13 protein-coding genes are annotated in these 13,648 nt (G+C 62.9%); 4 read left to right on the forward strand and 9 right to left on the reverse strand.

The annotated features are described in order from the left end of the window. Positions 1-51 precede the first annotated feature (51 nt). The 4 genes from FAZ95_RS17185 to FAZ95_RS17200 all read right to left on the reverse strand — a co-directional run bounded on the left by FAZ95_RS17185 (position 52) and on the right by FAZ95_RS17200 (position 4,558). The gene (locus tag FAZ95_RS17185) at positions 52-888 is read right to left on the reverse strand and encodes an ABC transporter permease (RefSeq protein ID WP_137333546.1); all 837 of its coding nucleotides are present in this window, start codon (positions 886-888) and stop codon (positions 52-54) included. Between the two features lie 31 nt (positions 889-919). After that, positions 920-2,191, reverse strand: a complete 1,272-nt coding sequence (locus tag FAZ95_RS17190) for an ABC transporter permease (protein ID WP_437437708.1) — start codon at positions 2,189-2,191, stop codon at positions 920-922. A gap of 130 nt (positions 2,192-2,321) precedes the next feature. Continuing rightward, on the reverse strand, positions 2,322-3,368 hold the full coding sequence (locus tag FAZ95_RS17195) for an ABC transporter substrate-binding protein (RefSeq protein WP_137333548.1): 1,047 nt from the start codon (positions 3,366-3,368) through the stop codon (positions 2,322-2,324). Positions 3,369-3,451: 83 nt separating this feature from the next. Continuing rightward, positions 3,452-4,558 carry an ABC transporter ATP-binding protein gene (locus tag FAZ95_RS17200; RefSeq protein WP_137333549.1) on the reverse strand — a complete coding sequence of 369 codons (1,107 nt, stop codon included), beginning with the start codon at positions 4,556-4,558 and terminating at the stop codon, positions 3,452-3,454. 152 nt (positions 4,559-4,710) lie between these two features. Between FAZ95_RS17200 and pdxR the strand changes: the two genes are divergently transcribed. Then, on the forward strand, positions 4,711-6,261 hold the full coding sequence (gene pdxR / locus FAZ95_RS17205) for a MocR-like pyridoxine biosynthesis transcription factor PdxR (RefSeq protein WP_137333550.1): 1,551 nt from the start codon (positions 4,711-4,713) through the stop codon (positions 6,259-6,261). Between the two features lies 1 nt (position 6,262). Here pdxR and FAZ95_RS17210 read toward each other — a convergent pair whose 3' ends face one another. Further along, positions 6,263-6,490, reverse strand: coding sequence for a hypothetical protein (locus FAZ95_RS17210; RefSeq protein WP_137333551.1), 228 nt, complete (start codon positions 6,488-6,490; stop codon positions 6,263-6,265). A gap of 87 nt (positions 6,491-6,577) precedes the next feature. Then, the gene (locus FAZ95_RS17215; RefSeq protein WP_137333552.1) at positions 6,578-6,838 is read right to left on the reverse strand and encodes a DUF1488 family protein; all 261 of its coding nucleotides are present in this window, start codon (positions 6,836-6,838) and stop codon (positions 6,578-6,580) included. A 254-nt stretch (positions 6,839-7,092) separates the two neighbouring features. Here FAZ95_RS17215 and amrS point away from each other — a divergent pair, with 254 nt between their 5' ends. Next, positions 7,093-8,169, forward strand: coding sequence for an AmmeMemoRadiSam system radical SAM enzyme (gene amrS / locus FAZ95_RS17220; RefSeq protein ID WP_137333553.1), 1,077 nt, complete (start codon positions 7,093-7,095; stop codon positions 8,167-8,169). Positions 8,170-8,210: 41 nt separating this feature from the next. After that, a complete protein-coding gene (locus FAZ95_RS17225; RefSeq protein WP_137334604.1) occupies positions 8,211-9,092 on the forward strand; it encodes a M20/M25/M40 family metallo-hydrolase in 882 nt (293 codons plus the stop codon). 54 nt (positions 9,093-9,146) lie between these two features. Here the strand turns inward: FAZ95_RS17225 and FAZ95_RS17230 are convergent, their stop codons facing one another. Continuing rightward, the gene (locus tag FAZ95_RS17230; RefSeq protein ID WP_137333554.1) at positions 9,147-9,467 is read right to left on the reverse strand and encodes a hypothetical protein; all 321 of its coding nucleotides are present in this window, start codon (positions 9,465-9,467) and stop codon (positions 9,147-9,149) included. A gap of 13 nt (positions 9,468-9,480) precedes the next feature. Next, complete coding sequence (locus FAZ95_RS17235) at positions 9,481-10,518, reverse strand: ribonuclease Z (protein WP_137333555.1); 1,038 nt, start codon at positions 10,516-10,518, stop codon at positions 9,481-9,483. 272 nt (positions 10,519-10,790) lie between these two features. Here FAZ95_RS17235 and FAZ95_RS17240 point away from each other — a divergent pair, with 272 nt between their 5' ends. Continuing rightward, positions 10,791-12,707, forward strand: a complete 1,917-nt coding sequence (locus FAZ95_RS17240; RefSeq protein WP_437437744.1) for an SMP-30/gluconolactonase/LRE family protein — start codon at positions 10,791-10,793, stop codon at positions 12,705-12,707. A gap of 17 nt (positions 12,708-12,724) precedes the next feature. Here the strand turns inward: FAZ95_RS17240 and FAZ95_RS17245 are convergent, their stop codons facing one another. Then, the gene (locus FAZ95_RS17245; RefSeq protein ID WP_137333557.1) at positions 12,725-13,630 is read right to left on the reverse strand and encodes a LysR family transcriptional regulator; all 906 of its coding nucleotides are present in this window, start codon (positions 13,628-13,630) and stop codon (positions 12,725-12,727) included. Positions 13,631-13,648 lie beyond the last annotated feature (18 nt).

A 13,648-nucleotide genomic window follows, 5' to 3' on the forward strand; every position in this document is an offset into this window, starting at 1 on the left:
GATCCAACGCCATCGGACGACAAGCATCGCTAGCAAACCGAAGGGAAGCGATCAAGCCGTAGCCCGCGCCGCGTTGCGCCCACGCAGCCATTCGAGCGCAAGCAGCAGGCACGTCGAAAACACGATCAGAATCGTGGCAAGCGCAGCGATGGTAGGGCTGATGTTCTCGCGAATGCCGGTGAACATCTGGCGCGGCAGCGTGACCTGGTTCGCGCCCGCGAGGAACAGCGTCACGACCACTTCGTCGAACGACGTCGCAAACGCGAACAGCGCTCCCGAAATGACACCCGGCGCGATCACGGGCAGCGTGATCCTGAAGAACGTCGACACCGGATTCGCCCCCAGCGACAAGCTCGCGCGCACGAGGTTGTGATTGAAGCCCTGCAGCGTCGCGCCCACCGTCGTCACGACGAACGGCACCCCGAGCGCGGCATGCGCGAGGATCAGGCCCACATAGGTGTTGGCGAGCCCGAGCGGCGCGAAGAACAGATACATCCCGACGCCCACCACCACGACCGGCACGATCATCGGCGAGATCAGCACGGCCATCAGCAGGCCCTTGCCACGAAAGTTCGCCTTGGAAAGACCGATCGCGGCCAGCGTGCCGAGCACCGTCGCGACCACCGTCGCGGACGGCGCGACGATGAAGCTGTTCTTCGCCGCCATCCGCCATTCGTCGGCGGCGATCAGGTTCTGGTACCAGCGCAGCGACCAGCCCGGAATCGGATACACGAGGAACGTGCTCGACGAAAACGACAACGGCACGATCGCGAGCACCGGCAGGATCAGGTACAGCAGCGTGAGCACGCACAGGCCGCGCAGCGCGAAATACCAGGCGCGCTCGGCAAGCGACATGTGCGGCGCGAACATCGGTCGAGAGAATTTCATCGGTTGACCCTTTGGTTGCCGTAGCGATCGTTCAGCCGAGGCTCAGGCTCGAACGGGTAAAGCGTCCGTACACGAAGTACAGCGCAAGCGTCGCCGCAAGCAGCAGGCCGCCCAGCGCGCACGCCATGCCCCAGTTGATCGTGACGTTCGTGAAATAGGCGACGTAGTAGCTCACCATCTGATCGTTCGGCCCGCCCAAAAGCGCGGGCGTGATGTAGTAGCCGATCGCCAGGATGAAGACGAGCAGCGCGCCCGCGCCGATGCCCGGATAGGTCTGCGGCACGTACACGCGCCAGAACGCCGCGAACGGATGGCTGCCGAGCGACACCGCCGCGCGCTGATACGTCGACGGAATCGACTTCATCACGCTGTACAAAGGCAGGATCATGAAAGGCAACAGGATGTGCGTCATCGAAATGTAGACGCCCACGCGGTTGAACAGCAGCGTGAGCGGATCGTGAATCAGCCCGCTGCCGATCAGCGCCTTGTTGACGAGCCCTTCGCTTTGCAGAATCACGATCCACGCCGCGACGCGCACGAGGATCGACGTCCAGAACGGGATCAGCACCAGGATCATCACGAGGTTCGCGCGGCGCTCGGGAAGCGTCGAAATCCAGTAGGCGAGCGGATAGCCGAGCAACAGGCAGAACACCGTCACCGCGGCGCTGATCGCGAACGTCCGGCTGAACACGGTGAGATAGATCTGTTGATCGGGGTCGCTCGCCACGATATGGCCGAACGCATCCTGCTTGTGGTCCAGCGATGCGAGCAGATAAAACGGCGAATACGCGCTGCCGTTCTTGGCGATGGCCTGCCAGTACGCGACATCGCCCCAGCGCGAATCGAGCTCGAGCAGCTTGGCCTTGATCTGCGCAGGCGGCAGCGCGTGACCTGCGTCATCGTTGAGCGGCATCGCGCGCGCCGTCTTCGCGGCAAGCGAGCGATAGCCGGGAATTTCGGTGTTCAAGCGGCGCGCCAGCGCACCGAGCACTTCGCCATCCTGGTTCGCGGTGAGGTCGGTTGCGAGCGCCGCGTAGGCAGCGTCGGCCGGCGGCGACTTGCGGTCCCAGTCGCGCAGCGCGTCGATCGTATGCGGCAATGCTGTGGCGATCTCGGGGTTCTGCACGGCCCGCGTCAATAGCGCGCCGATCGGCACGACGAAGATCAGCAGCAGAAAAATGGCCAGTGGCGCGACGAGCAAAAGCGCCATCGTGCGCTTTCTGGCTTCGGCGGCCTTCAGCTCGCGCTTGAGCTTTTGCGCCGGCGCTGTCGTCGAATCAGCGGCGATTGTCATCGTGGTCACTCCCCTCTCCCGTGTCGATCAGAGTTAGCGCTTCAGCGCTTACTCTGATCCCATGCTGAGGTTGCTTGGAGTTAGTGCTTCAGCACTTACTCCAAGCCCTCAGCGCGCACTCTAGTCCCATGCAGAGCACTTACTTCGCAGCCCACGAGGCGAAGCGCTGCTCCAGCTCGTCGCCGTGGTCGTTCCAGAACGTCAGGTCCTGCAGCACCGCGTTCTTGCCGTTCGCCGGCGAATTCGGCAGGTTCGAGAGCGTCTTCGCGTCGAGCGACTTGATCGCGGCGACATTCACCGGCCCGTACGCGATGTGCTTCGCGTAGTCCTGCTGCGGCTGCGACGACAACGAGTAGGCGATGTACTTGACCGCCAGATCCTTGTTCGGCGTGCCCTTCGGAATCGCCCAGTAGTCGAGGTCGTAGATGCTGCCGTTCCAGACGACCTTCAGGTTCTTGCCTTCCTTCTGCGCGGCGTCGATGCGGCCGTTGTACGCCGTCGACATCACGACGTCGCCCGCCACGAGGAACTGCGGCGGCTGCGCGCCGGCTTCCCACCATTGGATGTTCGGCTTGAGCTCATCGAGCTTCTTGAAGGCGCGATCCTGGCCTTCCTTCGTCGCGAGCACCTTGTAGACATCCTTCGGTGCGACGCCATCGGCCATCAGCGCGAACTCGAGGTTGTAGCGCGCGCCCTTGCGCATGCCGCGCTTGCCCGGGAACTTGGAGACGTTCCAGAAATCGGCCCAGCTCGTCGGCGCGGTCTTCAGCTTGTCGGCGTTGTAGGCGAACACGGTCGACCACACGAAGATGCCCGCACCGCACGTTTGCGGCGCTTCGGGAATCAGCTCGCCCTTCTTCGCGATCTTCGACCAGTCGAGCTTCTCATACAGGCCCTCGTCGCAGCCGCGGCCGAGATCGCCCGACTCCACTTCGACGACGTCCCAATTCACGTGCTTCGCTTCGACCATCGCCTTGACCTTGGCCTGCTCGCCGTTGTACTCGACGGCCGTCACCTTGTTGCCGGACTGCGTTTCGAACGGCTGGTTGAACGCGGCTTTCTGCGCATCGCCGTTCGCGCCGCCGAAGTTGACGACGGTCAGCTCCGCAGCGCCGGCCTGCGCGGCACCCAGTGCGAGCGCCACGCCGACAGCCAATGCACAGCGCGATTTTCCGAACTTCATCATGATGTCTTCCTCTCTTGTGTGGTGATGCGCCAAATAAGGTGGAACGGGGTGGTCATGCCGCAGCATCGAGCCGCCTGTGCGGCTCAGGCTGCCTCGGCGAAGATGCGCAAATGCTCTGCCGCGAACTCGAGGGATACCGGTGCGCCGGGGGCGAAGGCATCGAGCGCTTCGGTGCCGAGCGGCACCTTCACGAAGCATTCGTCCTGCTCACGCACGCCGCAGCGCATGCGCACGTGATCGCCGAAATAGATCAGGCTGCGCGCCTCGCCGGCGAGCGCATTCGCGCCGTTCAGCGCGCCGTTCACGCGGCTCGCGAGCCGCATCCGCTCAGGACGAATGCACGCGACAGCCTTGGCCCCGGCCCGCGCGCCGCCGATGTTGCGCCCGACGAGACGCGTGCCGTCGAGCAGATGGAACTCGCAGAACTCGCCGTCGACGTTCGCGATCGTGCCGCGCAGCCGGTTGCTGTCGCCGATGAAGTTCGCGACGAACTCGTTGCAGGGCGACTCGTACAGCCGGTCGACGGTATCGAGTTGCTGCACGATGCCCTTGTCGAACACGGCGACGCGATCGGACATCGTCAGCGCCTCGCCCTGGTCGTGCGTCACGTAGACGAACGTGACGCCGAGCTTCTCGTGCAGCGATTTCAGCTCGTACTGCATGTGCTCGCGCAACTGCTTGTCGAGTGCGCCGAGCGGCTCGTCCATCAACACGAGCTTCGGCTCGAACACGAGCGCGCGCGCCAGTGCGATGCGCTGCTGCTGCCCCCCGGACAGCTGCGCGGGGTAGCGCTTCGCGAAGCTTTCCATGCGGACCATCTTCAGCGCGTTGTTCACGCGATGGGCGCGCTCGTCGGCAGAGCACTTCCTGACGGTCAGCGGATAGGCGACGTTCTGCTCGACGGTCAGGTGCGGAAACAGCGCGTAGTTCTGGAACACCATGCCGATGTTGCGCTTGTGCGGCGGCACGGTATTGAGCAGCGTGCCGTCGAGCCAGATCTCGCCGCCGGTCGGGAACTCGAAACCGGCCAGCATCATGAGGCACGTCGTCTTGCCGGAGCCCGACGGCCCGAGCAGCGTCAGGAACTCGCCCTGATAGATGTCGAGGTCGAGCTGCTTGACGACGAGCGTCTCGCCGTCATAGGTCTTGCGCACGCCCCGAAAGCTGACAATTACGTCTTCCGTCTTCATCGTCCAAGTCTCCTTCCGCATTCCTTTCCGGGTATTCCCTTAGCTTACGACCGGCTCTATCGAAAACGAAGCCAGGCAACAAACATGGGAGCCACTATAGACCGTCACGGTTCTACAATACGGAACCATTTCAATATTCTGGATAGAACCACTTGGATACGGTGATCTTGTCGGACTCGCTCGCCGCCCAGCTCGACCGGGGCTCGACCGAGCCCGGCTACCGGCAGCTGCTGCGCCTCATGCAGCAGGCGATCCTGACGGGCCAGCTCGCGCCGGGCACCAAGCTGCCCAGCTCGCGAACGCTGGCGACCGATCTGCGGATCGCGCGCAATACGGTCGTGCACGTGTACGACCAGCTCACGGCCGAAGGCTACGTGCTCTCGACGACCGGCAGCGGCACCTATGTCGCGGACACGCGGCCGGACACCGCGGCGGTCAACGCGCGCAAGCTCGCGCCCGATCCGGATCTGCCGGCAGTAACGGCACCAACGGCCTCGCCGGCCGCGCCAGCCCGCTGCGAACGAGGCGACTTGTCGGCGCGCGGACAACGCCTGATCCACAAGGCCGGCGTGGCGCCGAAACAATGGGGCGCGTTCATGCCGGGCGTGCCCGACGTCGCCGAGTTCCCCGCGCGCACCTGGAGCCGCCTGCAGGCCAAGCTCTGGAAAGACGCGAATCCCGACCTGCTGACTTACGCGCCGGGCGGCGGCTATCGGCCGTTGCGGCGCGCGCTGTCGGACTATCTGCGCGTGGCCCGCTCGGTCAAATGCACGCCGGACCAGATCATCATCACGACGGGCATCCATCAATCCATCGATCTCGCCGTGCGCCTCCTGACCGACGTCGGCGATCGGGCGTGGGTCGAGGAGCCGTGCTACTGGGGCGCGCGCAGCGTGCTCGAATCGCTGGGCGTGAGGCTCGTGCCGGTGCCGGTCGACGACGAAGGGCTCAACCCGCGCGAGCACGACCTGCGGGACCCGCCGCACCTCGCGCTCGTGACGCCGTCGCACCAGTATCCGCTCGGGATGGTGATGTCCCTCGCGCGCCGCCGCACCCTGCTCGAATACGCGCGCCAGCACAGCGTGTGGATCATCGAGGACGACTACGACAGCGAATTCCGCTATGGCAGCCGCCCGCTCGCGTCGCTGCAGGGCCTCGACGACGCGGGCCAGGTGATCTACGTCGGCAGCCTCGGCAAGATGCTGTTCCCGGGCTTGCGCATCGGCTACATGATTGCGCCCGAGCATCTGGTGGACAGGTTCCGCACGGGCGTCGCCGAGCTGTATCGCGAGGGGCAGCTGATGCATCAGGCGGTGCTCGCGGAATTCATCATGGACGGCCATCTGACCTCACACGTGCGCCGCATGCGCGCGCTGTACGGCGAGCGCCGCCAGATCCTGATCGACGCGATCACCGCGCACTTCGGCACCGAGCTGCCGGTGATGGGCGACGAGGCGGGACTGCACCTCGTGCTCGGCCTGCCCGCCCACGCGAACGACCGCGAGGTGACGGCGGCGGCCTACGACGCGGGCGTGATCGTGCGCCCGCTCACGGCGTACTACCACAACGAGGCGCACGTCAGGCAAGGCCTGCTGCTCGGCTATGCATGCGTGCCGAACGAGCGGATCGGCAAGGCGTTTTCCGCGCTTGCCCAGGTGATCGAAAGAACAGTGGCTGCATCCGCGCGACTAGTCGGCAGCTAATCTAGGTTGACGGCGCGGCAGGCACATCCGTGTCGAACGCGTCGAGTTCCAGCAGCAGACCGTCTATCGCGCAAAGCTGCGCTTTCGTCAGCGACGGCGCGTCCCGGAGCTGCTGGACGCGTTTGCGCCAGTATGAGGACGGAAGAATCGGGCCTGCTAGGTCCCCGAGCAACGACACCCGTATCATGCGGGCAACATGGGTGATGTCTTGATCAATCAGTTGCTTCATAGCGTCCCCGTCGATACTTTTCTCTTTTTTCAGCGGTCTAGCCGCATTGACGTGTGAACGATAGCATCCGCACCAACACATCGCCACTCAGTCGAAATCACGCGTCTCGAGTTCGACTGACTGGCCGCCATTTTGCTCGAGCACGCGCCGCGCGGCGTCCTCGATTCTCAGTCGATTGGCCTCGAATGTCTTGATCAGTTCATGCGAAGACGTTCCCGTGTTGCCGAAATGGTCGTTCAACGCGTCCATGGAGATGCTGCACCATACATCCTTGCCCTGAACGCTAGCTTCGAACGCAACACGCGCGGCCGCGACCGCATGGCGCCGGCCCGTAAATTCGATCGACATTTCACTTCTCCATGCTTGCGCAAAACGTAGCGCTCCGTTTCCGTTGCGCTGTTCCTGTCCGGAACGGCGGCAACCCGCGAGACACGCGCCGCGCGGCGCTTTTCGCCGCAGGGCACGACGCCATTGTGTAGCAAGCCGCACTCAAAAGGCGGAGCATCGAAGCGTTCCTCCCGATGCAACCATTCGGCGAGGGCGGGACGCACCAATTGGATTGATAATGGACAGTTGGAGCGATCATCGAACCCGCCACTGGTATGAAGGATACGTCCTACCCCGGCCGGTACTGGCACTTTCTGAATGACGGACGCATCGAGTGCGACCTGTGCCCGCGCAACTGCCGCCTCCACGACGGCCAACGCGGCGCCTGCTTCGTGCGCCAGCGGATCGATGACGGCATGATCCTGACCACATATGGCCGCTCGTCGGGGTTCTGCATCGATCCAATTGAAAAAAAGCCGCTCAACCATTTCTACCCCGGCACAAGCGTGCTTTCCTTTGGGACCGCCGGCTGCAATCTGGCCTGCAAGTTTTGCCAGAACTGGGACATCAGCAAGTCGCGCGAGATGGATACGCTCGCCGACGCGGCCACTCCGGAGGCGATCGCCGAGGCTGCGGAGGCTTGTGGCTGCAAAAGCGTCGCCTTCACCTATAACGACCCGGTGATCTTCGCAGAATACGCGATGGATGTGGCCGACGCCTGCCACGCCCGCGGCATCATGGCTGTCGCGGTGACGGCCGGTTACATGGGGGCAGAGGCGCGGCGTGATTTCTACGCGACCATGGACGCAGCCAATGTTGACCTGAAGGCGTTCACCGATGATTTTTATTTCAGGGTCACGGGCGGACGCCTGGCGCCGGTCCTGGAAACGCTACGCTATCTGCGGCATGAAACCGGCGTCTGGCTGGAAATCACCACTCTGCTCATTCCCGGCAAGAACGACAGCGACGCTGAGATCCGCGCCGAGGCGCAATGGCTCGTGAAGGAACTGGGTGACGACGTGCCACTGCACTTCACGGCATTTCACCCCGACTACAAGATGACCGATGTGCCGCCCACGCCGGCAGCCACCCTCACCCGTGCGCGCACGATCGCGCTCGCGGAGGGCTTGCAATACGTCTATACGGGCAACGTGCACGACATCGGCGGCGGCACCACCTTCTGTCCCGCTTGCGGCGCCGCGCTCATCGTACGAGACTGGTATCGCATCGACGACTATCGGCTCACGGCCGAGGGCCATTGTCCCTCTTGCGGAACGCCGGTGGCCGGCAGGTTCGCGCAGTTCAGTCGACCCTTCGGTGCGCGGCGAATTCCCATCCGCATCGACATGTAGTCCTCGCGGCGCCATACATAGTCGAGAAAGGAGTGAAACGCATGCTGGCCCTGGGCGTTTCCAACTTGCCCGCAGGATTGGAGCGTCATGTAAGCGTTCTGGCAGGCGAAATCGGGGAACGCAATGTTTTCCGGCCCGACGCGCTGCACGCGGCAGCCGACTATATCGAGCGTCAATGGATTGCGTACGGCTACACAGCGACGCGTCAGGAATATACGGCTTACGGCGTCCCATGCGCCAATATCGAGGTTGAGGCCGCGGGCCGCGTTAAGCCTGACGAACTGATCGTGCTGGGTGCGCACTACGACACCGTTCGGCACAGCCCCGGAGCTGACGATAACGCCAGCGGTGTCGCGGCGCTGCTCGAGATCGCGAGGATGCTCCGGACACACGCGCCCCCCTATACCGTGCGCTGCGTCGCGTTTGTGAACGAAGAGGCGCCGTTTTTCTTCCGCGGTGACATGGGCAGCCTCAGATACGCTCGTGCCGCGCGTCTGCGTGGAGACCGCATTCGCCTGATGCTTTCGCTCGAAATGCTTGGCTTCTACCGGGACGAGCCGGGCACTCAAAAGTATCCGCCTCTGCTGCGTTACTTCTTTCCGGCGCAAGGTAACTTTATCGGCTTTGTGTCGAATCTTCGCTCAGCGCGTCAACTGCGATGGATTGTCGACGCGTTCGAGGCCTCGTCCAGTTTTCCGCTTGAAGCAGCGTCGCTGCCGTGGTGGGTGCCGGGCGTCGCATCGAGCGACCACTCGTCATTCTGGCGCCAAGGTTATCCCGCCGTGATGGTGACGGACACGGCTTACCTTCGCAATCCGCACTACCACACTGCGCAGGATGTCCCGGCGACGCTTGATTTTCGCCGCCTGAGCGACGTGACGCTCGGATTGACCGCGAGCGTCGTGTCGCTGCCGCCTTGGTAGCGAGCAGCCACGAATCCAGCGAGACTTCCAAGTCCCCGCACTGCGGTCAAAACATCACGAACGGCTGCGCGTGCGGGCCGCCGCCAACACACGATCGACCATCCGATCATGCTGCCGCAGCGCCTCACTATACGTCCCGGACGGGACCGCCACGCTTTGCTCGCGACCCTCGATGATGCTCGTCGAAAATGGTGATTTCGATCCATCTGAGGTGGCAGTCCCCTCGAATCGAGTCAGCACGCTAATGCCCAGGCTCTCGAATTCCGTCAGTCGAAGAACCGTGTCATTGTCTGCCATCCATTGAGACCACGCCTCCGGATCGAATACTTCAACCATGCGGCGACGTTCGCCCAGAATGAAATACCGTGTGGACATGCAAGTCCCCAGTCTAATCAGGACCTTGCCCAGCCAGCCCCGATGTACCGGACCATGCCGCCTGCACTTCGGCGATCAGCGCTGCCGAGCGTCCTTCGTAGCGCGGCGAAAAGTGGAACGGCACAACCGCCCGGGCGCCAATCCGGCGCGCGATCAGACCTGCCTGACGGGCCGTCAGATGATTCTTGCGCAGACCGTGCGCCTTGTCCTCGTCAAGAAATACGCTCTCGATAAAAAGCAGGTCCACATCGTGCATCAACTGCGACAGGATCTCTGCATTCGATTCCGTGTAGCGCAGGTCCGTTACGTAGCCAATGCGCCGCCCAGGAATAACCGCGAGGATCAAGTGACGCAGTTCGCCGACCTGTCGAATCATGGCGTGTTCGCCATCCCGATCGCGCCACAGCACCTGAATTGGCGCGTCGTCAGGCGCGCCAGTCAGCACGGCGTGTTTCAGTTCGCGCAGCCACGCTCCCGCCGACACCCCCAGCGTCGCGAGCCCGTCCTTTGCGACGGCGATGCGGGCCTTCTCTTCGATCAGGTACGCAACACACGGGATGTCATGATCGACAAAGCGGCCGCGCACGCGAAAGGTTGCTTCGTCATGCACCACGTCGTCAGATCGTTCGAAGGACGGGCCGGCCTCGCGGGCAAACTGTCTTCGACTTGAAAAGAGCGCGCGCCGGACGCCACCGCCCACTCCGATTTCGCGCGCGTCGACCACCAGCTCGACCTCGTAGCGATGCACAACGTTCCAGGTATAGGCGCGCAGCTTGTGTTCGATTTGTTCAAGGAAGTTGGGGCCGCCAAATATCACAATGCCTGCCTTGCGCCCGAGTATCACGCGCAAGAGGTGATCGAAGCCGCAAAAATGGTCGAGGTGCGCATGGGTAACAAACACATGCGACAAACGCATCAGCTGGCGCGGCAGCAGCCTGCTGATATCGCCAAGATCGAAAAGGAGAGCGCGCCGTTCGTCGCGAAAGTCCACATACAGACCTGGGTCGCCGAACGCGTCGTTGACAAGCGAGGGTTCGAATAGGGCGTGCATGGATTTTTGACATCCTCCCCGTCCTAAAGGGTCCCTAAAGGGCGGAGAAACCGCTCCGCGAACAGTTCAACCTTTTCCGCACTTCGCCGATATACCGCTCGAATGCATCGTTGAGTCAGACGGACGCAACGCTTGCATGACATCGCGACAAGGAAGGCAGCCACAGGAACTCTCACCCGGTCCCCATGCAAAGCCCGTCAGGTCGTCAACGCCGCAGGCATGGGCCAACCCGCAATCCCGCAATTCAGGTGCCTCCGAAAGGCAGCTTCACGATCATGAAACGAATCTATGCCGCGTTCCTCGCCGCGCTGCTAGTCGCTACCCTTGCGCCGGAGTGCCAGGGACAGTACACGACTGACTGGGTGGCGAACACATATGGGACCAACGCTACCCGCGTGGGTAGCGTCGCGCGCTCCATGTGGGTAGCACCCGAGGGCGTCATCTACACGGCTTCCATGTGGGACGAAAACGAAGGCGGTGTCGCGATATACCAAAACGGCCAAAGCCTGGGGTCCATAGGAGGTCACGGCGAGTTTCAGGGCAGCGCCATTACGGGCAATGCAACGTCGATCTTCGCCGCCCTGCAATTCAATAGCACTTACGGCAGCGGCACAGTGGGGCGGTACAACCGAACCACTCAAAATCGCGACTTTCTCATCTCGGTCAGCGCGGCGGCGACTGAGCAGCAGGTCGATATCATCACGGGACTCGCGACGTCGGGTTCGCTCCTTTATGCGAGCGACTTCCCTGGTAATCGCGTCCGCGTCTATACCACCGACGGCGTCTGGCGGCAGGATATCGCCGTCTCGGGCCCTGGCGCGCTGGCGGTGGACAGCGCAGGAAACCTCTGGGTTGCGCAGAAGAGTGCGGGCGCGATCCTCGAATTCAATCCGGCCGGCGTGCTCGTCAACACCATCCAGCTGTCCGCCACCTCGCGACCGGCCTCGTTGTATTTCGACGCGTCGACGGGGCGTCTCATGATCGGCGACGAGGGCCCCGACATGAACATCAAAATCTATAACATTTTGAGCATTCCATTTCTGGTCAGCACATTCGGCATTCAAGGGGGATATCTCGATACGACAACGGGGATCAAAGGCCAGGTTGGCGATCTGCGTTTTGCCCGCGTTGCCGGCATCGGCAAAGACGCTGCCGGCAACTTGTACGTGCTCAACAACCCGTGGGGCGGAAGCTGGGATTTCGGCCGGGACGGCGGCACCGACATCCGCTCCTACGACGGTTTTGGCCACCTGCAATGGAAGCTCCAGTCTCTGAACTTCGAGGGGGGCGCCGCGCCGGACCCGAGTACCGACGGCGCGTACTTCTATGGGGGCACCAACATCTATACCGGCACCGCCGGCGGGACCTTCGTAGCGAACACCGTCGATCCGTTCGACTATCCATCCGATCCACGGCTCAACATGAGCGATCGCTCACGCGATGAGCACTTCAGTGAGCTTGCCGCCGTCGGCGCCAACCGGATCCTCGTGGCGTCGGGCCAGAATCCCGATACCTTCTACTTCTTCCACTTCAATGCTGCGAATGGCTACATCGCCATACCGGACGCCACGATTCCCGGTACAGCGTTCAATACGACCGCGCCGGTCAGGGACGGATTCTGCCTCGACAGCAAAGGGGACGTCTGGGCCGGTTTGGACAAGACGAATGCCCTCTGGCACTTTCCGCTGATCGGCTTCGATGCCAACGGTAAGCCGAGTTGGGGAGCAGGCATTGCCACTCCGATTCCCGGCACGATCACGCCATTGACACGCATCATCTACCTGCCCGAAAGCGACACGATGATCCTGGCACAGGGCGTTGTCGGGAGCGCTGACTGGACGTCGATCGGAACACGGATCGAGGTGTATCACGGCTGGCTCGCAGGCAACACGACCGTTCCCAATCCGGTGATCAACCTGACCAGCGCCAATCCCAAGTCGATCACGGCGGCCGGCAACTATCTCTTCGTGGGATACGTACACACGGTGCCCAACATCGATGCCTTCAACCTGACCACAGGCAGCCTGGACACCACGTTGATCAACAGCACCCCCAACACCGTGTACGTCGGCAATGACGTGGATTCGATGTACGGCCTCAGATCGTACCGTCGGTCGACCGGACAGTACGTGATCACGAAGGACAACTACAACGGGGCCAGCGTCATCCTTTATCGCTGGACACCCTGAACAGAGGCACAAGCGCGTCAATCGACAATGACGGGATCGTCGATCGCGCGCGTGAGCAGATCGATAAACGACTCGATCGCCTGCGGCAGGGTGCGTCCCGCCATGGTCTGAACCTGCAAGGTGCGCTGGTGCAGTGCCGGGTTCGTGATCGGCACGGCCGCGAGCCCGTCCGCCTCGAGGCGGCTGCGCACCGTCAGATAGCCGGTTAGCGTGACGGCGTCGGTAAGCCGTACGAAGCTCTGCAGCGCCGCGTGATAGTTGCTGACGAACGCCGGCTCGAAGACGAGCCCCGCCAGGCTGCACGCAATGTCGAACAATTGACGGATCGTGACGCCCTGATTGTCCATGGCGAGCGGCCACGGCGCCAGATCCTTCAGCGACACCGACTCGCGCGAGGCAAGCGGATGGCCGCGCCGCACGAGCGCGTAAATCGGCGCACGCTGCGAGTAGTGCACGTTGATTTCCTTTTCGGGCGCGATGCTGAAGCACACCGCAATATCGGAGGTGCCTTCCCGTACACGCTGCGTCGCCACCGCCGGTGACGAGACGTCGAGCTGAAAATGCGTCGCCGGATGCGTCTTCAGAAAATGCGCAAACACTTGCGGCAAAAAATGCGGCGCGACGCCCTCGGAACTCGCCACGCGTATCGTGGCCCGGCCGCCCTCGTGCAGGCCGCGAATCTCGCTGACCACGCGCTCCGACTCAAGCAGGCTGCGCCGCGCGTGCTCGGCAAGCAGCCGCCCCGCTTCGCTCAACACCATGCCGCGCGGACGGCGCTCGAACAGCGGCGTGCCCAGCTCCTCTTCCAGCTTCCCGATTTGCCGGCTCAGCGCCGACACGGCCACGTAGAGCCGCTCGGACGCCTTGCTCAGCGATCCGCTTCGAGCCACTTCGAGAAAGTAGCGCAGTGCTGTGTGGTCCATGTCGATAGGCGCAGTCGC

It is taken from the genome of Trinickia violacea, from assembly GCF_005280735.1.
Taxonomy (GTDB): Bacteria; Pseudomonadota; Gammaproteobacteria; order Burkholderiales; family Burkholderiaceae; genus Trinickia_A; species Trinickia_A violacea.

Excerpts from the sequence above, each read along its gene's own strand:
- FAZ95_RS17245 (WP_137333557.1), bottom strand. The coding sequence starts at position 13,630 with ATGGACCACACAGCACTGCGCTACTTTCTCGAAGTGGCTCGAAGCGGA.
- FAZ95_RS17195 (WP_137333548.1), bottom strand. The coding sequence starts at position 3,368 with ATGATGAAGTTCGGAAAATCGCGCTGTGCATTGGCTGTCGGCGTGGCG.
- amrS (WP_137333553.1), top strand. The coding sequence starts at position 7,093 with ATGAAGGATACGTCCTACCCCGGCCGGTACTGGCACTTTCTGAATGAC.
- FAZ95_RS17185 (WP_137333546.1), bottom strand. The coding sequence starts at position 888 with ATGAAATTCTCTCGACCGATGTTCGCGCCGCACATGTCGCTTGCCGAG.
- FAZ95_RS17215 (WP_137333552.1), bottom strand. The coding sequence starts at position 6,838 with ATGTCGATCGAATTTACGGGCCGGCGCCATGCGGTCGCGGCCGCGCGT.
- FAZ95_RS17235 (WP_137333555.1), bottom strand. The coding sequence starts at position 10,518 with ATGCACGCCCTATTCGAACCCTCGCTTGTCAACGACGCGTTCGGCGAC.
- FAZ95_RS17200 (WP_137333549.1), bottom strand. The coding sequence starts at position 4,558 with ATGAAGACGGAAGACGTAATTGTCAGCTTTCGGGGCGTGCGCAAGACC.
- FAZ95_RS17210 (WP_137333551.1), bottom strand. The coding sequence starts at position 6,490 with ATGAAGCAACTGATTGATCAAGACATCACCCATGTTGCCCGCATGATA.
- FAZ95_RS17230 (WP_137333554.1), bottom strand. The coding sequence starts at position 9,467 with ATGTCCACACGGTATTTCATTCTGGGCGAACGTCGCCGCATGGTTGAA.
- FAZ95_RS17225 (WP_137334604.1), top strand. The coding sequence starts at position 8,211 with ATGCTGGCCCTGGGCGTTTCCAACTTGCCCGCAGGATTGGAGCGTCAT.